This is a genomic window from Nocardioides sp. (assembly GCF_047607185.1).
Classification (GTDB): domain Bacteria; phylum Actinomycetota; class Actinomycetes; order Propionibacteriales; family Nocardioidaceae; genus Nocardioides.
This window is the reverse complement of sequence record NZ_JASGDQ010000061.1, coordinates 71,179-89,610: the sequence shown is the minus strand read 5'-3', so window position 1 is coordinate 89,610 and position 18,432 is coordinate 71,179. Positions and strand designations below refer to the sequence as shown.

The 18,432-nt window shown below is 72.5% G+C and carries 16 protein-coding genes; 13 read left to right on the top strand and 3 right to left on the bottom strand.

What is annotated here, in order from left to right; all coding sequences use genetic code 11:
• From QM595_RS06850 to QM595_RS06840, 3 genes are all read left to right on the top strand, one after another.
• Nucleotides 1-316, top strand: a 316-nt coding sequence (locus tag QM595_RS06850) for an SAV_6107 family HEPN domain-containing protein (protein ID WP_415170788.1), incomplete at its 5' end; no start/stop codon positions are given.
• Nucleotides 317-353: 37 nt separating this feature from the next.
• Nucleotides 354-1,064: a methyltransferase domain-containing protein gene (locus QM595_RS06845; protein WP_415170787.1), complete on the top strand. Its 711-nt coding sequence runs from the start codon at nt 354-356 to the stop codon at nt 1,062-1,064.
• A gap of 212 nt (nt 1,065-1,276) precedes the next feature.
• Nucleotides 1,277-1,723, top strand: coding sequence for a DUF3040 domain-containing protein (locus QM595_RS06840; RefSeq protein ID WP_415170786.1), 447 nt, complete (start codon nt 1,277-1,279; stop codon nt 1,721-1,723).
• 54 nt (nt 1,724-1,777) lie between these two features.
• Here QM595_RS06840 and QM595_RS06835 read toward each other — a convergent pair whose 3' ends face one another.
• Genes QM595_RS06835 through QM595_RS06825 form a run of 3 tightly spaced genes read right to left on the bottom strand, consistent with a single transcriptional unit; the run spans nt 1,778 to nt 6,265 of the window.
• Nucleotides 1,778-4,051: a transglutaminaseTgpA domain-containing protein gene (locus tag QM595_RS06835; protein ID WP_415170785.1), complete on the bottom strand. Its 2,274-nt coding sequence runs from the start codon at nt 4,049-4,051 to the stop codon at nt 1,778-1,780.
• Nucleotides 4,038-5,324, bottom strand: a complete 1,287-nt coding sequence (locus QM595_RS06830) for a DUF58 domain-containing protein (protein ID WP_415170784.1) — start codon at nt 5,322-5,324, stop codon at nt 4,038-4,040. Before QM595_RS06830 ends, QM595_RS06835 begins: the two co-directional genes overlap by 14 nt.
• Before the next feature lie 11 nt (nt 5,325-5,335).
• Nucleotides 5,336-6,265, bottom strand: coding sequence for an AAA family ATPase (locus QM595_RS06825; protein ID WP_415170791.1), 930 nt, complete (start codon nt 6,263-6,265; stop codon nt 5,336-5,338).
• Between the two features lie 214 nt (nt 6,266-6,479).
• Between QM595_RS06825 and mraZ the strand changes: the two genes are divergently transcribed.
• The 10 genes from mraZ to murC all read left to right on the top strand — a co-directional run bounded on the left by mraZ (nt 6,480) and on the right by murC (nt 18,430).
• Nucleotides 6,480-6,911, top strand: a complete 432-nt coding sequence (mraZ, locus tag QM595_RS06820; RefSeq protein WP_415170783.1) for a division/cell wall cluster transcriptional repressor MraZ — start codon at nt 6,480-6,482, stop codon at nt 6,909-6,911.
• A 209-nt stretch (nt 6,912-7,120) separates the two neighbouring features.
• A complete protein-coding gene (gene rsmH, locus QM595_RS06815; RefSeq protein WP_415170782.1) occupies nt 7,121-8,122 on the top strand; it encodes a 16S rRNA (cytosine(1402)-N(4))-methyltransferase RsmH in 1,002 nt (333 codons plus the stop codon).
• On the top strand, nt 8,119-8,562 hold the full coding sequence (locus tag QM595_RS06810) for a hypothetical protein (RefSeq protein ID WP_415170781.1): 444 nt from the start codon (nt 8,119-8,121) through the stop codon (nt 8,560-8,562). The genes rsmH and QM595_RS06810 overlap by 4 nt, the downstream gene beginning before the upstream one ends.
• A gap of 88 nt (nt 8,563-8,650) precedes the next feature.
• Nucleotides 8,651-10,450, top strand: a complete 1,800-nt coding sequence (locus tag QM595_RS06805) for a peptidoglycan D,D-transpeptidase FtsI family protein (RefSeq protein ID WP_415170780.1) — start codon at nt 8,651-8,653, stop codon at nt 10,448-10,450.
• 122 nt (nt 10,451-10,572) lie between these two features.
• On the top strand, nt 10,573-12,030 hold the full coding sequence (locus QM595_RS06800; protein WP_415170790.1) for a UDP-N-acetylmuramoyl-L-alanyl-D-glutamate--2,6-diaminopimelate ligase: 1,458 nt from the start codon (nt 10,573-10,575) through the stop codon (nt 12,028-12,030).
• A 33-nt stretch (nt 12,031-12,063) separates the two neighbouring features.
• A complete protein-coding gene (gene mraY, locus QM595_RS06795; protein WP_415170779.1) occupies nt 12,064-13,146 on the top strand; it encodes a phospho-N-acetylmuramoyl-pentapeptide-transferase in 1,083 nt (360 codons plus the stop codon).
• Between the two features lie 25 nt (nt 13,147-13,171).
• Entirely contained in the window at nt 13,172-14,629 is a 1,458-nt protein-coding gene (gene murD / locus QM595_RS06790) for a UDP-N-acetylmuramoyl-L-alanine--D-glutamate ligase (RefSeq protein ID WP_415170778.1), read from the top strand.
• 33 nt (nt 14,630-14,662) lie between these two features.
• The gene (ftsW, locus tag QM595_RS06785) at nt 14,663-15,928 is read left to right on the top strand and encodes a putative lipid II flippase FtsW (protein WP_415170777.1); all 1,266 of its coding nucleotides are present in this window, start codon (nt 14,663-14,665) and stop codon (nt 15,926-15,928) included.
• 25 nt (nt 15,929-15,953) lie between these two features.
• The gene (gene murG / locus QM595_RS06780) at nt 15,954-17,018 is read left to right on the top strand and encodes an undecaprenyldiphospho-muramoylpentapeptide beta-N-acetylglucosaminyltransferase (protein WP_415170776.1); all 1,065 of its coding nucleotides are present in this window, start codon (nt 15,954-15,956) and stop codon (nt 17,016-17,018) included.
• On the top strand, nt 17,015-18,430 hold the full coding sequence (gene murC, locus QM595_RS06775) for a UDP-N-acetylmuramate--L-alanine ligase (RefSeq protein WP_415170775.1): 1,416 nt from the start codon (nt 17,015-17,017) through the stop codon (nt 18,428-18,430). Before murG ends, murC begins: the two co-directional genes overlap by 4 nt.
• The last annotated feature ends 2 nt before the right edge of the window (nt 18,431-18,432 follow it).

Genomic DNA, 18,432 nt, shown 5'->3' with positions numbered 1-18,432 from the left:
GGCCGCGGCGCTGGTCGCCGCCCGAGCCGGGCCGGCGCCGACGACCGGACGCCGGCGCCGTCCGCCCAACGCCTGGGCACTGCTCGTCCAGGTCGCCCCGGAGCTGGCCGACTGGGCGACCTACTTCTCGGCCGGCGCGGCCAAGCGGGCAGCCGCCGAGGCGGGCTCGACCCGCGCCGTGACCGAGCACGACGCGGAGGCGCTGGTCCGCGACGCCGATCGGTTCCTGGCCGTCGTCGAGCAGACCCTCGGCCTGGCGCCGCATGCTGCCCTCGCTCCCGACGCCGGAGAAGAGCCCTGGGTGGCGGCATCCTGACATGCCCTGGCGACCAAGGATCGCTAGCGTTGGGGCCATGACGACCGAGCGTCCTCTTGACCGGCGCGGTGCCCGGACCGCCGTGGTGTGGGAGACCCTGCGACCGATGCTGGCGGGCGCCCCGCTCGACGTCCTCGACATCGGTGGCGGCACCGGCGGGTTCGCTGTCGGGGTCGCCTCGCTCGGGCATCGGGTCAGCGTCGTGGACCCCAGCCCCGACGCGCTGGCCGCGCTCGACCGCCGAGCCCGCGAGGTCGGCGTCAGCGTCGAGGCGCGCCAGGGCGACCTGGCCACCTTGGACGCCGCGCCCGGCAGCGCCGACCTGGTGCTCTGCCACGGCGTGCTGGAGGTCGTCGACGACCCCGGCGCCGCCCTCGCCACGCTGCGAGCGGTGCTCCGGCCCGGCGGCCGACTCAGCCTGCTGGTGGCCCAGCGCAACGCCGCCGTCATCGCCCGCGCCATGGCCGGTCACTTCGCCGAGGCCGCCGCGCTCCTCGACGACCCCTCGCCGACGGGCCGCACCGGCCGCCGGTTCACCGCCGCCGAGGCGACCTCGCTGCTGACGGCGGCCGGCTTCGCCGTCGACGCCGTCCACGGCGTCCGGGTCTTCGCCGACCTCGTTCCGGGCTCCCTGCTCGACCTCGAGCCGGGCTCGACTGCGGCACTGATCGAGCTGGAGCAGGCGGTGGCACGGAGACCCGACTTCCTGCCGCTGGCGACGCAGCTGCACCTGGTCGCGCATCGCTGAGCCACCGTTGCCCAGGGCCGTTGTCCAGGGCCGCTGTCCAGGGCCGCTGTCCGGGGCCGGAGGACCCGCGAGCAGCCTCCGGACGGCCCCGAAGCGGGGTCCGCTGGTCATCTCATGGCACTTCCGGGCCAAAATCTCGACTCCCGCCTACCATGGCGGCGGCCGTCTGCCTACACTGGCGGTTGACGGACCGAAGGAAGTTGGGAGGCACCGTGCCACTCTCGGAAGAGGAGCTGAGACTGCTCGAGCAGATGGAGCGCGCCCTCATCCAGGACGACCCCAAGCTTGCCTCCACCCTGCGCGGCACCTCGCTGCGTCGCTCCGCGCACCGTCGCGCCATCCTCGCCGGCGTCGTCTTCGCCGTCGGCGTCGCGCTCCTGATGACCGGCGTGATCGTCCAGCTCCCCGTCGTCGGCATCCTTGGCTTCGTCGTGATGCTCGGCTCGGCCACCTTCGGACTGGCCGCCTTGCGCAACAGGTCGTTGAGCAACAAGCCCTCCGCCGCCTTCGGCAGCAGCCACCCCAGCCACGGCTTCACCGTCCACGAGGGCGGCCGACGGGGCAAGCTCCTGCGCCGCCAGCGCGGCGTCCGCGGCTCCTTCATGGCCCGCATGGAAGAGCGGTGGCGGCGACGCCGCGACGAGAACAACGGCTGGTGACAGCGCGGGCACGCTCTGAGAACGTGTTCTGAGACTCGTGCAGCAGGCCTTCGGCTAGCCGATCAGCTCCCGCTCGGTCGCGGCCTCCGGCACCGAGCGCCACCGGGTCACCGATCGCGGCCACCACTGAGCCCGGCGCTGGGCCCGGACCGGGACGGCGCGGCCGAGAGCGCTGAGGACGCGGAGCAGGTCGTCGTCGCTGGCCGGCTCAGGGGCTCGGGTGGAGTAGCGCGACCGCTCGACCAGGCCCACCAGCCGGGTGAGCGCCTCGCGGTTGGCGTCGCCGCCGACATAGCGCTCCAACGCCTGGCCGGTGGCCCGCGGCGAGAGCCCTGAGGGCCACCGCAGGCCGAGGTCGACGACGGTGTCGTGCAGCTCGAGCCAGGCCGCCTCGGGGGTGAGCGAGCGCAGCCGCAGCGCGCGCCGCCGCCGCCGGATCCGGGAGGGCACCAGCGCGATCAGGCCGAGCACCGCCAGGGCGCCGAGAGCTCCCAGGCTCCACCACCACAGCGGCGAGACGCCGGTGTCCGGCGTGGCGGTCGAGGTCTGCTCCTGCTCGGGCAGCTGGGGCGCCTGCGAGGGCTGCCGGGTAGGTGCCGCGGACGATGCCGTGCTCGAGGGCTGCTGCCGCCGGACGGAGTCGAGCCCTCGGGTGTACGACGGCACCGAGGTCGCCCGCGCCGCCGGGGTCGGCTCGAAGCGGACCCAGCCCGCGCCGGCGAAGAACAGCTCGGGCCAGGCGTGCAGATCGTGGGTGGAGTACACCCAGACGTTGGGCCGCACGCTCTCCGGCTGCAGGAAGCCGACCGCCACCCGGGCCGGGATGCCCAGCGATCGCGCCATCGCCGCCATCGCCGTCGCGAACTGCTGGCAGTAGCCGCGCCGGCCCTCCGGGTTGTCCTGGCCGGGCTCGGTCAGGAAGCTCTCCAGGTCGCCGGATCCGGTGCCCAGCGGCGTGTCCAGGTCGTAGGTGAAGCCGCCGGTCTCCCGGAAGAAGCTCTGCAGCGCGACCGCCTTCTCGAACGGCGAGTCGACCTCGGCGGTGACCTGCTCGGCGAGGTCGGCGGCCATCGTGGGGAAGTCGTCGGGCAACTCGACATAGGACTGCCCGACAGTGCCGATCGAGGTCACCGAGTCGAGCAGCTGCGCGGTGGTCAGGTCGAGGTCGACGGCGGTCATGTCGTAGCTCAGCCCGGCAGCGTCGAGGCCCTTCTGCCCGGCCAGGAAGTCCATGGTGCGGGTGTCATAGCGCCAGTCGCCGGCAGCGTGGATCTCAGAGATCGGCGCCTGCGTCGGCAGCCACCGGGAGTCGAAGTTGTCGCCGATCTCGACCTGGTAGCTGTAGGACCGCCGCGGCACCGACGCCGCCACGCCCAGCAGCGCCGGCAGCGTGCCGTCGGCGTCGTTGTTGGCGGGCACGGTGCGATCGCCCGCCGACCACTCCTCGTCCCTGAACCGGTTCAGCACCGCGATCCGGAGATAGCTGGGCCGAGGATCGTCGGTCGTCACCTCGAGCACCGGCTCGTCCGCACCGCGGGTCAGGTCCCGGCGCATATTGGCAACCGGGTCGGCGACCTGGATCCGGTGGTCGTTGCCGCCCCCCGGCCCGAATCCGAGAACGTCGAGATCGAGGGTGGGCACGAAGACGGGAAGCACCACCGCCAGCGCGGTCGCCACGGCGCCGATCTGCATCGCGCCGCCGGTGAGCCGGCCGGTGTTGTCCCAGCCGTCGGCGAGCCGGCGACCCCAGCGCGCCACCGAGGCGCTCTCCTGCAGCGCCAGCATCCCCAGGAAGCCGGCCGCCGAGCAGGCGAAGCCCAGCCACGGCAGTGCCTCGTCCACGACGCTGAAGGGGACCGCATAGACGGCCAGCAGCAGCAGGCCGGCCAGCGCCGCCCGGCGCAGCGTGCAGGCGAACAGGTCGACCAGGACGAAGCAGCCCAGCCCGCCGTAGAGGAGCAGCGGGGCGATGCCGTCGGTGACCGGCACCGGCGGGGGCAGCGTTCTGACCACCTCCACGGCGGCGTGGAACTGGAGCCGGAGGTCGGCCAGCGCGCCGCCGTACGGGATCGGCGACCCGGTCAGGGTCAGCGTCACCGCAGCACCGCCCAGGAGCAGTTGGGCCAGCGCGACCGGGGGTGCCGGGAGCTTCGCCCAGCGCGCCACCAGACCGGTGACGGCGACGACGAGGCCGACCGCGAGCAGCGGCCGGAGGTAGCCGCCCGGGTCGGCGCTGAAGCCCCGCCAGGAGAGCGTGGTGAGCCAGACCGTCACCACACAGGTCAGCGACAGCAGGATCGGGATCAGCGCGGCGTCACGAGCTCGCACGAGCGCCCTCCCGTGCGGACTCGGCACGCGCCGAGCCACCCCGCGAGGAGCGCAGGCCGAGTTCCTGCCAGGCCTGGTCGAGCCGGTCGTCGGGGAGCAGCGTGGTCGCCCGCCAGCCCTGCTTGGCCAGCCAGCCGGCCATGCCGCCGGTGCCGGTCCGGCTCGCCCCCCATGCCTCGACGTCCAGGGCGATCGCCAGCGCGACGCCGGCATGGTGCTGTACCCGGCGCAGCACCGCCAGGTCCGGTCCGGCCAGGCCACCCAGTACGGCGACGGTGAGGGCGCCCGAGCCCTGCTCGCCGAGCCACCGGGTGTCCAGCGCGGTGGCGGGGACCGGCTCGACCATCGCGAGCGCCTCCAGCAGCCGACCGGTGGTGACCCCGCTATCGCGGTTGTGCCAGCTGGTGTCGGGATGCTCGCCGGCGGCGGTGACCAGCCGGACCGTGTAGCCGTGAGCACTGAGATAGAGCGCCACCGAGGCGGCGGCGCTGACGGCGGCCTCCAACGACGAGGCGAGACCCTGGCCGCGATGGGCGCCGACCCGGTTGTCCAGGAAGACGGTGGCGCGGGTCTGCCAGGGCTGCTCCTCGCGCCGCACCATCAGCTCGCCGGCCCGGGCCGAGCTGCGCCAGTGCACCCGGCGCAGCTCGTCACCGCGACGGTACTCCCGCACCGTGACGTCCTCGGCGCTGCCGCCGGCAAAGGACCGGGGCCGCTGGTCGCCGGATCCGGCCAGCACCCCGCCCAGCGAGATCGTCGGCAGCGGCACCGTCCGCGGCGTCACCAGCAGGGGAGTGGTGGTCCTGAACGCGCGGACCATCTCCACCATGCCGAACGGGTCACTGACCCGCACGGTCATCGGGCCGAGCTCGTAGCGGCCGCGGGTCTCGGCGCGGACCGGGTAGTCGACCGAGTCGTGCCAGCCGTGCTCGACCCCGTCGAGGACGAACCGCGGCCGGCTGCCCAGGGCGTAGGGCACCTGCTCCTCGATGCGCAGCGCGCCGGTCGGCATCCGGCCCTCGTTGCGCAGCGTGAGCACCACCCGGGCGGGCTGGCCGGCCGGGATGACCTGCGGGCTGACCGAGCGCACCAGCGAGAGGCGGTAGCGACCACGCCCCACGACGTACGTCGTCACCAGCGGCAGCGCGACCAGCAGGATGCCGACCCGGGTCAGGTCGGGCTGCCCCAGCACGATCGCGCACGCGATGGCGCTGACCCCGGCTGCCAGGAAGGCTCGCCCCCGGACGGTCAGCCCCGCAAGCGCCTCCCTCATCCGAGAAGTCCTCAGACGGCCGGGACGGGGACGGAGGCGACGATCGCGTCGAGGATCGTCGCCGTGGTGCGGCCGTTCATGGTGGCCTCGACGGTCGGCAGCAGCCGGTGCGCCAGCACCGGGGCGGCGAGGGCCGAGACGTCGTCGGGCAGCACGAAGTCGCGGCCACCCAGCGCCGCTCGGGCCTTGGCCGCCCGGGCCAGGTGGAGGGTGGCGCGCGGCGAGGCGCCCAGCGTCAGGTCGGGGTGGTCCCGGGTGGCCGAGGTCAGCGCCACGGCGTAGCGCTGCACCGGGTCGGAGACGTGCACCTGCCCGACGATGCCGATCAGCTTGCGGATCTCGGCGGCGTCGGCCACCGGCTCGAGGTCGTCGAGCGGGTTGGCCCGGGTGTGCGAGGCGAGCATGGCGATCTCGGCGGCCTGCACCGGGTAGCCGACCGAGACCCGCGCCATGAAGCGGTCCCGCTGCGCCTCGGGCAGCGCGTAGGTGCCCTCCATCTCGACAGGGTTCTGGGTCGCGATCACCATGAACGGCGACTCCAGGTGATAGGTGACGTTGTCGACCGTAACCTGCCGCTCTTCCATGCACTCCAGCAGCGCCGACTGGGTCTTGGGCGAGGCGCGGTTGATCTCGTCGCCGACCACGATGTTGGCGAAGATCCCGCCCGGCCGGAACTCGAACTCCCGGGTGTTCTGGTTGAACACCGACACCCCGGTGACGTCGGAGGGCAGCAGGTCCGGGGTGAACTGGATGCGGCGCACCGAGCAGTCGATCGACCGCGCCAGCGCCTTCGACAGCTGCGTCTTGCCGACGCCCGGCACGTCCTCGATCAGCAGGTGACCCTCGGCCAGCAGCACCACGAGCGTCGAGGTCACCACGTCCGGCTTGCCCTCGATGACCCGCTCGATATTGCCCCGGATCCGGCTCGTCACGCGGGCCAGCGTCTCCAGGTCGGGGAGTTGTGTCGTCACGCCGCCAACCTACCTAGAGATTCCACCAGGAGAGCAGCGGAAGCTCCGAGCCGACCCAGTTCGTGGGGAGGGAGCAAAAAGGGGCGACTTGTGGGGCGCGGTGGTTGACGGTGGGGGAAAGTGGTTTAGAGTGGTGGAAAGTGGAGGAACAGAGAGCGGACGTGGAGCCTAGGGGAGGTGCCCGATGGACTTCTTCATGGGCACCTACACGCCGAAGCTCGACGAGAAGGGTCGCCTCTTCCTCCCGGCGAGGTTCAGGGATCGGCTGGCGGAAGGGGTCGTGGTGACGCAGGGTCAGGAGAACTGCCTGGTCGTGTGGCCCGAGGACGTCTTCATGGACGAGGCCCGCCGGGCGCAGCAGGAGTCGATGAAGGTGCGCGGCAACCGCGACTTCGCCCGCGTCTTCTTCGGCGGCGCCGAGCAGGGCGTGCCGGACAAGCAGGGCCGCATCGGCATCTCGCCCTATCTCCGTGCCTACGCCGGCCTCACCAAGGACGTCGTCGTGATCGGCGTGATGGACCGGATCGAGATCTGGGACCCGGAGCGCTGGCGCGACTACTCCACCGACGCCCAGGCCAAGTTCGCCGAGCTCGACGAGGAGCCGGCACAGGGCTGACAGGCACCGGCACAACTGAACAGCGGCTCCGTAGAGCGAGGTCTCAGTCCCGCTCCCACCGGCCCTCTGGGACACCTTCCCCGGTTCCAGATGGCTTCCCCGGCTCGACGCAGCCGCGGGAGCGGGCATGAGACCTGGCGCTACGGAGCCGCCCTGCGTTTGCAGGGCTTCTCCCAGCAGCACAGCCACTTGAGCGGGGTCGAGGAACGATGAGCGGTACGACGGAGAGCGGGGCGCGTCACGTGCCCGTCATGCTCGACCGCGTCGTCGCGCTGCTGGCACCGGCGCTGCGCCACGAGGGTGCCGTGCTGGTCGACGGCACCCTCGGCCTCGGCGGCCACACCGAGGCCGTCCTCGAGCGGATCCCGACCAGCCGGGTGATCGGCATCGACCGCGACACCCACGCGCTGGCACTGGCCGCCGAGCGGCTGGCGCCGTACGGCGACCGCTTCACCGGCGTCCACGCCGTCTACGACGAGCTGCCGAGCGTGCTCGCCGACCAGGGGCTGGCGGCGGCCGACGCGGTGCTGTTCGACCTCGGCGTCTCCTCGATGCAGCTCGACGAGCCCGGGCGTGGCTTCGCCTACGCCGTCGACGCGCCGCTGGACATGCGCATGGACGACACCACCGGCGCCACCGCCGCCGACGTGCTCAACACCTACACCGCCGCCGAGCTGACCCGGGTGCTGCGGGAGTACGGCGAGGAGCGGTTCGCCTCCCGGATCGCCGGTGAGATCGTCCGCCGCCGTGGGAGCGCGCCGTGGACGACCAGCGGCCCGCTCGTGGAACTGCTCTACGACGTCATCCCGGCGCCGGCTCGCCGCTCCGGCGGTCATCCCGCCAAGCGCACCTTCCAGGCGCTGCGGATGGAGGTCAACGACGAGCTCGGCGTGCTGCGCCGGGCCATCCCCGCCGCGGTGCGGTCCCTCGCCGTCGGCGGCCGGGTCGTCGTGGAGGCCTACCACTCGCTGGAGGACCGGCTGGTCAAGCGGGTCTTCACTGCCGCCACCAGGCTCGACGTCCCGCCCGACCTGCCGTTCGTCCCCGAGGGGATGGAGCCGACCCACCGCCTCCTCACCCGGGGCGCGGAGCGGGCCAGCGAGGCCGAGATCGCCGAGAACCCCCGCGCCGCCTCCGTCCGGCTGCGTGCCGTCGAGCGAGTCCGTCTCTCCCAAGAATCCGACCCAGTCTCCCCGGGGAGAAAGCCATGAGCCAGACCCAGATCGTCAGACTGCCGTGGGCCGAGGACGCCCTCCACCGGGCCCGCCTCACCGTGGTGCCACGACGGCGGGTCCGCGCCGCGCGGATCCCGTTCGTCACCCTGGTGAGCCTGATCCTGCTCGGCGGCGTGGTCGCGCTGCTGATGTTCAACACCTCCATGCAACAGGCCGCCTTCGACGAGTCGCGGCTCGAGAAGCAGGCCGAGGTGCTGGCGGCCCAGCAGGAGCAGCTGGAGACCGAGCTGGAGAAGCTGCGCAGTCCGGAGAGCGTGGCGGCCGCCGCCGAGAAGCTCGGCATGGTGATCTACCCGAACTCCGTGGTGCTCAACGTCGACACCGGCAAGGTCACCGGCGACCCGGTGCCCGCCTCCGGGGACGCCACCCCGCCGCTGTGGCCGCCGGTCCCGAAGCCGAACCTCACGGGCAACTAGCCCGACACGCGGCGTCGTACCGCGCGATCCACGACGTCGTCGGACAGACTCACATCAGTCACACCAGTAACAGCAGGAGGGGACACACGTGGCAACCCAGACCGGTCGTGGCTCCCCCCATCTCCGGCTCCGGATCGGGTTCCTCCTGATTGCGATGGTGCTCTCCCTGTTCGGTGCTCGACTGCTGCAACTCCAGGGCTTCGACCCCTACTCCTATGCGGCCGCCGCCCGGAAGTCGAGCTTGGTCGACGTGGTGCTGCCCGCCACCCGTGGCGACATCCTCGACCGCAACGGCGAGCCGCTCGCCACCTCGGTGGACGGGCTGATGGTGGTGGCCAACCCGCAGGCCACCCGCAAGGTCGCGCCGCAGCTCGCGAAGCTGCTCGCCAACAAGCTGGACATCGACTACGCCGACACGCTCGAGGCGCTGCGCGGCAAGGACCACGACGGCGTCGCGGCCGAGGACTCCCAATTCGAGTACGTCGCCCGCCGGGTCCCCGCCGCGCTCGCGACCGAGGCCGTCACCGCGGCGGAGGATCTCGGCTACAAGGGTCTCTCCACTCAGCGCGACCCGGCCCGCGACTACCCCGGGGGCACGCTGGCCGCGAACCTGATCGGCTTCGTCGGCATCGACGAGTCGCTGGGCGGCATCGAGCGCAGCTTCGACAAGACCCTGGCCGGCAAGGACGGCAAGGCCACCTATGTCGTCTCCGGCGGCCGCAAGCTGCCGCTCAGCCCGAGCTCGACGGTCGCTCCGGTCGACGGCCAGGACATCACCCTCACCATCGATCGCGGCCTGCAGTACTACGCCTACCGGGCGCTCGCCCAGGCGGTCACCAGCTCGGGCGCGTCCTCCGGCGCCGTCATCGTCCTGGACGCCAAGACCGACGAGACCCTCGCCTTGGTCGACTACCCGACCTTCGACGCCAACGATCCCGCCGCCAGCAAGAAGAAGGACCGCGGCAGCCGCGCCCTCTCCGACGTCTACGAGCCCGGCTCGGTCCAGAAGGTGCTCACCCTCTCGGCGCTGATGGACGCCGACAAGGCCATCACCCCGCGTACCAAGCTGGTGGTGCCCAACGAGCTGGATCGCCAGGACCGTCCGATCCACGACTGGTTCGTCCATCCCACCGACAAGATGCGGTGGACCCTGGCCGGCGTGGTCGCGCAGTCCTCCAATATCGGCACCGTGCTGGCCGCCGACCGGTTCGAGTCCGGCCAGTTGCGCGACTACCTGGCGAAGTTCGGCCTCGGCGAGAAGACCGGCGTCGGCCTGTCCGGGGAGTCGCCGGGCATCCTGCCCAGCGGCACCGCCTGGACCGACCAGGTCGAGGACCGCGTCGACTTCGGTCAGTCGGTCTCGGTCAACGCCCTCCAGGAGGCGGTCGCGATCAACACCGTCGCCAACGGCGGTGTCAAGGTCACCCCGAGCCTGATCAAGGGCAGCGCCACCAACGACGCCGGCGAGACCGTCGGCACCGACGAGGCCACCTCCACCCGGGTGATCGGCCAGAAGGCCGCCACCCAGATGATGAAGATGATGGAGCGGGTCGTCGACCCGGCCACCGGCACCGCGCCCAAGGCGCAGGTCGCCGGTTACCGGGTGGCCGGCAAGACCGGCACTGCCCAGCGCGTCAACGCCAAGTGCAAGTGCTACGACGGCAGCGTGACCGTCTCCTTCGCCGGCTTCGCCCCCGCCGACGATCCGCGCTTCACGGTCTACGTGGTGATCCAGGACCCGAAGACCAACCGGGGTGGTGGCTCCAATGCCGGCCCGGTCTTCTCCCGGGTGATGGCCTATGCGCTGCGGCACTTCGGGGTCGAGTCCACCGGCACCGAGGCCTCGCACCTGCCGGTCGAGTGGGGCCCGGGCGCGCTGACGTACTGAGCTGCAGTAGGTCACAACCCGGCGATCCCTCCGGAGCTCAGCGACGGGTCGAGCCCGGCGGCCGCCCGACGGATAGGGTCGGCCGGGTGAGCCTGTCCGCCGCCCGACCGCGACGCCCGCCGGTGACCTCGCTCGCCGTACTGGTGCCCGGCGCGCCCGAGGTGGCGGTCACCGGCATCTCGTTGAGCTCCCAGCGGGTCCTGCCCGGCGACCTGTACGCCGCGCTGCCGGGCTCCCGGGCCCACGGCATCGACTTCGCGCCCGCGGCCGTGGCTGCCGGCGCGGTGGCCGTGCTCACCGACCCGGCCGGGGTGAGCCGGGCGCCGGCCGGCGTGCCGCTCGTCGTGGTCGACGACCCGCGCGCTCTGCTCGGCAGCCTCTCCGCGCGGATCTACGGCGAGCCCGCCACCCGGATGCGGATGATCGGCGTCACCGGGACTCAGGGCAAGACCACCACCACCCGACTGCTGGAGGGTGGCCTGCAGGCGGCAGGCATCACCGCCGGCGTGATCGGCACGGTCGGCACCCGCATCGCCGGCCACGACGTCGAGACCTCGCTGACCACGCCGGAGGCGCCCGACCTGCACGCCCTCTTCGCGCGGATGGTGGAGGAGGGCGTCGAGGTCTGCGCGATGGAGGTCTCCTCGCACGCGCTGGTGCTGGGACGCGTCGACGGCGTCGTCTTCGACGTCGCGGTCTTCCTCAACCTCGGCCGCGACCACCTCGACTTCCATCGAGACCTCGAGGACTACTTCCGCGCCAAGGCGTCGCTGTTCACCCCCGAGCGGGCCCGGCGTGCCGTGGTCGACGTCGACGACGAGCACGGCAGACGGCTCGCGGCCGACCCGGCGATCCCGACGGTCACCTGCGCGCTCGCCGCCGAGGCCGACTGGCGGGCGGTGGACCGGCGCGCCGACGATCAGGGGTCGTCGTTCCGGGTCGTGGGCCCGGGCGTCGACCTCCTCGCCCATACCCCGCTCGCCGGCGACTACAACGTCGCCAACACCCTGGCCGCGATCGCCGCCACGGCGCAGGCCGGCCTGGACCCGGCCAGGGTGGTCGAGGGGATCGCCACCACCCGTGGCGTGCCGGGGCGGCTGGAGCGGATCGACGAGGGCCAGCCGTTCACGGTCATCGTCGACTACGCCCACAAGCCCGATGCGGTGGCGGCGGCGATCCGGACGCTGCGTCCCCTCACGGCGGGCAAGGTCATCGTGGTCATCGGCGCCGGCGGCGACCGGGACCCGGGCAAGCGACCGCTCATGGGCGAGATCGCCGCCGGCCTGGCCGACGTCGTGATCGTCACCGACGACAACCCGCGCTCCGAGGACCCGGCAGCGATCCGGGCCGCCGTCCTGGCCGGCGCGAGGCAGGGGAGCGCAGGCCAGGGAAAGGCGGAGGTCGTCGAGATCGGCGAGCGCCGTACCGCCATCGAGGAGGCCGTCGGCCGCGCCCGGCCCGGCGACCTCGTCCTGATCGCCGGCAAGGGCCATGAGACCGGCCAGGAGGTCGCCGGCGTGGTCCACCCCTTCGACGACCGCGAGGTCGCTCGGGTGGCGCTCCGGCATGGCGTCTCCTGAGCACGGCCCGGCGTAGGACAAGATGGACCCGCTATGAGAGCGATCCTCCTCGGCGGCGGCTTGGCCCTGCTCATCTCCCTGCTCGGCACCCGCGTGGCCATCGCGCAGTTCACCAAGCTGGGCTACGGGCAGGAGATCCGAGAGGACGGCCCGCTCACCCACCACTCCAAGCGCGGTACGCCGACCATGGGCGGTGTGGTCATCATCCTGGCCACGGTGATCGGCTACCTGGTCGCCAAGCTGATGACCGGCCAGCAGCCCTCCGCCTCGGCCTGGCTGCTGCTCTTCCTCTTCGTCGGCACCGGCGTGGTCGGCTTCCTCGACGACGTCATCAAGATCTTCAAGCAGCGCAACCTCGGCCTGCGCAGCAAGGCGAAGATGATCGGCCAGACGATCGTCGCGCTGGTCTTCGGCGCCCTCGCGCTCTGGCACCACTTCGCCGACGACGAGGGCTACACGCCTGCCTCGGACCGGCTCTCGTTCCTGCGCGACTGGGGCTGGACGCTGCCGACTGTGGTGGTGCTGGCGGTGATCTGGTTCTTCGTCACGGGGTTCAGCAACGCCGTCAACCTCACCGACGGCCTGGACGGCCTGGCCACCGGCGCCTGTGCGCTGGTCTTCGGCGCCTACACCATCGTCGGCATCTGGCAGTTCAACCAGGCCTGCCACACCACGGTCAACAACAAGTGCTACGAGGTGCGCGACCCGCTCGACCTGGCCGTGGTCGCGGCGGCCATCGCGGGCGCCTGCATCGGGTTCCTGTGGTGGAACGCCTCGCCGGCGCAGATCTTCATGGGCGACACCGGCTCGCTGGCGCTCGGCGCCGCCCTGGCCGGCATCGCCGTCCTCTCCCGTACCGAGCTGCTGGTGGTGATCCTCGGCGGTCTGTTCGTGATGGTGACGCTGTCGGTCATCCTGCAGGTGTCCTGGTTCAAGGCAACCAGGCGGTTCACGGGGACCGGCAGGCGCATCTTCCGGATCGCGCCGATCCACCACCACTTCGAGATGCTCGGCTGGGAGCAGGTCACCGTGGTGATCCGGTTCTGGATCGTCACCGGCCTGTTCGTCGCGGTGGGCGTCGGGATCTTCTACGCCGAGTGGGTAGCCGCGAACTAGTGAGCAAATCAGACAGGGCGAACTGATGTCTCCTGACTCTCTCGGCCGGCACGACTCCTGGGGCGGAGTGAGGGCGGTGGTCGCCGGCTTCGGCGTCTCCGGCGCCGCCGCCGCCGACAACCTGCTCTTCCTCGGTGCCGACGTGACCGCGCTGGACGAGAGCCCGGGCGACGAGCACCGGCAGGAGCGCGCCGCGCTGCTGGAGACCCTGGGAGCCCACATCCGGCTGGCGGAGGGCGCCACCCTGCTGCTCCCCGACGACGTCGACGTGGTCATCGCCAGCCCCGGCTGGAGGCCGTCCGCGCCGCTGCTCGCCCAGGCCGCCGCGCGCGGGGTCCCGATCTGGGGGGAGGTGGAGCTGGCCTGGCGGCTGCGCGATCCCGACCAGCCGGCGCCCTGGCTGGCCGTCACCGGCACCAACGGCAAGACCACCACCACCGAGATGCTCGACACCATCCTGCGCACCGCCGGACTGCGCTCGGCCGCCGTCGGCAATGTCGGGCTGCCGGTCGTCGAGGCGGTCATGGACCCGACGCCGTACGACGTGCTGGCGGTCGAGCTCTCCAGCTTCCAACTGCACTACACCGACTCGATGGCCGCCGAGTCGGCCGCCGTGCTCAACCTCGCCGAGGATCACCTCGACTGGTACGACGGGCTGGGCGGGATGGCCGGCTATGCCGCCGACAAGGGCCGGATCTACGAGCGGGTCAGCCGGGCCTGCGTCTACAACGTCGCCGACGAGGCCACCCGGCGGCTGGTCGAGGAGGCCGAGGTCGTCGAGGGCGCTCGGGCTATCGGCTTCACCCTGACCATGCCGGGCGTCGGCATGGTCGGCCTGGTGGAGGACATCCTCGTCGACCGCGCCTTCATCGCCGAGCGCGCCACCAGCGCCGCCGAGCTGTGCACCATCGCCGACCTGGCCAGCGACGCCCCCCACTTCGTCGCCAACGCGCTGGCGGCGGCGGCCTTGGCCCGGGCGCACGGCATCAGCCAGCAGGCGGTCCGCGACGGGCTGCGCGCGTTCCGGCCGGGCGGCCACCGCATCACCGTGGTCGCCGAGCACGACGGCATCCGCTGGATCGACGACTCCAAGGCCACCAACCCGCATGCCGCCCGGTCGAGCCTGCTCGCCTACGACCCGGTGGTCTGGCTGGCCGGCGGCCTCGCCAAGGGCGCCGGCTTCGACGACCTGGTGACGACGGTCGCCGACCGGCTCCGGGGCGTGGTGCTCATCGGCCGGGACCGCGAGGTGATCGCCCAGGCTCTTGCGCGACACGCGCCGGATGTTCCTGTTGTGACGGTTGAGACAGGTGAGACTGGTGCGGCAGTCATGGAGGAGGCCGTCGTGGCCGCCGCCGGACTCGCCAGGCCCGGTGACACCGTGCTGCTGGCGCCCGGCTGCGCATCGATGGACCAGTTCCGCGACTACGCCGCCCGGGGCGACGCCTTCGCCGCCGCGGTGCGGGCCAGGACCGGAGGCTGAGGCCACAAGCGCAGGAGAGGCAGGGGGCAGGACGTGACGACAGTGTTGCCGGGACGTCCCCAGGACACCACCGTCAGCTCCGCCGTACGAGCCCTGCCACGATTTTCGCTCAAGCGCGTCCCGTGGTTCCGCGCCCTCGGCGAGGCGCTGGACCGGCCGCTGACCGCCTACTACCTGCTGCTGGGCGCCTCGGCGCTGCTGCTCACCATCGGCATGGTGATGGTGCTGAGCGCGTCGAGCGTCTACTCGTTCAAGATCTACGGCGACTCCTACGCCGTGGTGAAGCGCCAGTTGCTGTGGGTGCTGCTCGGCCTGCCGGTCGCCTACCTCGCCTCCCGGATGTCGACGCGCTGGATCCGCCGCTTCGTCTGGCTCGGCTACATCGGCTCGCTCGGTCTGCTCGGCCTGGTAGCCGTCATCGGCGACACCAGGAACGGCAACCAGAACTGGCTCCCGCTCGGCCCGTTCTCGATCCAGCCCTCCGAGGTCGCCAAGCTCGCGCTGGTGCTGTGGGCGGCCAACATCTACGCCAACAAGGAGCGCCGGCTGGGCAGTCTCCACCAGCTGCTGGTCCCGGTGATGCCCGGAATGCTGTTGGCGAGCGGGCTGGTCATCCTCGGTCGTGACCTGGGCACGGGCCTGGTCTTCATCGCCATCCTGCTCGGCATGCTCTTCGTGGCGGGTGCCCCGATGAAGCTCTTCTGGCTCGCCGCTACCGTCCTCGGTGTCGCGGCGTTCACGCTGGCCACCATCGACCCGGTGCGGATGTCACGGCTGACTAACTTCATGGACCCGTTCTCCGATCTCCAGGACAACGGCTACCAGGCCGGTCACGGCCTCTACGCGCTCGCCTCGGGTGGCTGGTTCGGCGAGGGCATCGGAGCCTCACAGCAGAAGTGGGGGACCTTGCCGGAGGCGCACACCGACTTCATCTTCGCCGTCCTGGGCGAGGAGCTCGGCCTGGTCGGCACGCTGCTGATCATCGGCCTGTTCCTCACCATCGCGTTCGCCGCGATCCGGGTCGCCCGCAACACCACCGACCCGTTCGTCCGCTACGCCACCTTCGGCATCGTCGTGTGGCTGCTGGGCCAGATGATCATCAACGTCGGCATGGTGCTGGCGCTGCTGCCCGTCATCGGCATCCCGCTGCCGCTGGTCTCCTACGGCGGCTCGGCGCTGCTGCCCTCGCTGGCGGCGCTCGGCCTGGTGATCGGCTTCGCCCGCCGCGAGCCGGAGGCGGCCCGCGCGCTCGCGGCGCGCCGCAAGATGCGCTCGGCGGGCCTGGCCGCCCGCTCCTAGAGACTTCCCTAGACTCGGCCTCGTCATGCGCGTCCTTCTCGCCGGTGGTGGCACCGCCGGCCACACCTCGCCTCTGCTCGCCACCGCCGACGCCCTGCGCCAGCTCGACCCGGCGACGGAGATCACCTGCGTCGGCACCGCCCGGGGCCTGGAGACCCGGGTCGTGCCCGAGGCCGGCTACCCGCTCGAGCTGATCCCGCCGGTGCCGCTGCCACGCTCGCTCAACCCCGAGCTGTTCCGCGTGCCCGGCAAGCTGCGCGGCGCCGTCCGCGCCGCCCGCGACCTGATCGACCGGCTGCGCCCCGACGTCGTGGTGGGCTACGGCGGCTATGTCTCGGTGCCGGTCTACCTCGCCGCCCGCCGCCGCAAGGTGCCGATCGTGGTCCACGAGCAGAACGCGCTGCCCGGCATCGGCAACCGGATCGGCGCCAGGCTCGCCCGCCGGGTCGCGGTGTCCTTCCCCGACACCCCGTTGCCCCGGGCGGAGTACGTCGGCCTGCCGATCCGGTCGATGATCGCCACTCTCGACCGCGCGGCCGCCCGCCCCGAGGCGCACTCCCTCTTCGGGTTGTCGAACTCGCTGCCAACCCTGGTGGTCACCGGCGGCTCGCAGGGCGCCCGCTCGCTCAACGACGCGGTCACCGCCGCCGCGCCGGCGCTGGTGGCCGCCGGCGTCCAGGTGCTGCACGTGGTCGGCCCCAAGAACGAGCTGCCGCCCGCGAGCGAGGGCTACGTCCCGCTCGGCTACGTCGACCGGATGGACCTGGCCCTGGCCGCCGCCGACCTGATGGTGTGCCGCGCCGGCGCCAGCTCGGTGGTCGAGGCGGCCGCCGTCGGCGTGCCGGCGGTCTTCGTGCCGCTGCCGCACGGCAACGGCGAGCAGGAGCGCAACGCCCGCCCGGTCGTCGAGGCCGGGGGAGCGCTGCTGGTCAGTGACGCCGCGTTCACGCCGGAGTGGCTCACCGCCACCGTCCCCGACCTCATCCACGACGCCGGCCGGCTCGCGGACCTGGGCGCCAGGGCGAGCGCGCTGGTGCCCCGCGACGCGGACGAGGCACTGGCCCGCATCATCACCGAGGTGGCCCGATGAGGCTTCCCGTGCCCGAGACGATCCCGCCGGCCGACCGGCTGGGGCGGGTCCACTTCGTCGGGATCGGTGGCGCCGGCCTCTCCGCGATCGCCCGGATCATGCTGGCCCGCGGCATCCCGGTCTCCGGCAGCGACGGCGTCGACTCCGCGACGCTGTCCCGGCTGCGCGACCTCGGCGCCGTCGTCCACCTCGGGCACGCCGCCGAGCACGTCCACGGCGCCGACACGCTGGTGGTCTCCACCGCCGTCCGCGAGGACAACCCCGAGGTGGTCGAGGCGCGCCGGCTCGGACTGCGCGTCTGGCCACGCTCGGCCGGGCTGGCCTCGGTGATGGCCGGCCGCAAGGTGCTGGCCGTGGCCGGCACCCACGGCAAGACCACCACCACCAGCCTGCTGACCACCGCCCTCCAGGCCGCCGGCGCCGAGCCGACGTACGCCATCGGGGGCGACCTGACCACCACCGGCAGCAACGCCGGCGAGGGCACCGGCGAGCTGTTCGTCGCCGAGGCCGACGAGAGCGACGGCGCCTTCCTGGTCTACCGGCCGTTCGCGGCCATCGTGACCAATGTGGAGGCCGACCATCTCGACTCCTGGGGCACCGAGGCGGCCTACCGCGAGGCGTTCGCCGAGTTCGTCGAGCGCGTCGACCACCTGCTCGTCGCGGTCGTCGACGACCCCGGCGCCGCCGCGCTGCGTGCCGTCGCCGCCAGCCTGGGCAAGATCTTCGTCGGCGTCGGCACCACCGACCTGGCCGAGGTTCGCGCCGTCGACGTCGTCCTCGCCGGCGCCACCTCCGCGTTCACCGTCGTCGACCGCGGCGAGGAGCTGGGCCGGGTCACGCTGCGCATCCCGGGCCGGCACTACGTCCTCGACGCGCTCGCCGCGCTTACGCTCGGGCTCCGGCTCGGCTACCCGTTCGACGCCCTCGCGAAGGGGCTGGAGTCCTACGGCGGCACCCGGCGCCGGATGGAGCGCAAGGGCGCCGTCGACACCGCCGGCGGCGCCATCGTCGTCTACGACTCCTACGCCCACCACCCGGCCGAGATCGCCGGCGACCTCGAGGCCGCCCGCGCGGTCGCCGGCGAGGGCCGGGTGATCGTCGCCTTCCAGCCCCACCTGGTCTCCCGGACCCGGATCTTCGGCCCCGACATGGGCCGGGCGCTCGGTGCCGCCGACGAGGTGGTGGTGCTCGACGTCTACCTGGCCCGCGAGGACCCCGACCCCGAGGTCACCGGCGCGCTGGTCGCCGAGCACGTGCCGCTGCCGCCGGAGCGGGTCGCGTTCGTGCCCGGCGTGGCCGAGGCCGCCACCGAGCTCGCCCGACGGGCCCGGCCCGGCGACCTGGTGCTGACTCTCGGTGCCGGCAGCGTCACCGAGACCGGGCCGCGGGTGCTGGAGCTGCTGGGTGGCTGACG

Bases quoted from the DNA above. Each gene is read 5' to 3' on its own strand.
- QM595_RS06845 (WP_415170787.1), top strand. From the start codon at position 354: ATGACGACCGAGCGTCCTCTTGACCGGCGCGGTGCCCGGACCGCCGTG.
- QM595_RS06830 (WP_415170784.1), bottom strand. From the start codon at position 5,324: ATGAGGGAGGCGCTTGCGGGGCTGACCGTCCGGGGGCGAGCCTTCCTG.
- mraZ (WP_415170783.1), top strand. From the start codon at position 6,480: ATGGACTTCTTCATGGGCACCTACACGCCGAAGCTCGACGAGAAGGGT.
- rsmH (WP_415170782.1), top strand. From the start codon at position 7,121: ATGAGCGGTACGACGGAGAGCGGGGCGCGTCACGTGCCCGTCATGCTC.
- QM595_RS06810 (WP_415170781.1), top strand. From the start codon at position 8,119: ATGAGCCAGACCCAGATCGTCAGACTGCCGTGGGCCGAGGACGCCCTC.
- mraY (WP_415170779.1), top strand. From the start codon at position 12,064: ATGAGAGCGATCCTCCTCGGCGGCGGCTTGGCCCTGCTCATCTCCCTG.
- murD (WP_415170778.1), top strand. From the start codon at position 13,172: ATGTCTCCTGACTCTCTCGGCCGGCACGACTCCTGGGGCGGAGTGAGG.
- murG (WP_415170776.1), top strand. From the start codon at position 15,954: ATGCGCGTCCTTCTCGCCGGTGGTGGCACCGCCGGCCACACCTCGCCT.
- murC (WP_415170775.1), top strand. From the start codon at position 17,015: ATGAGGCTTCCCGTGCCCGAGACGATCCCGCCGGCCGACCGGCTGGGG.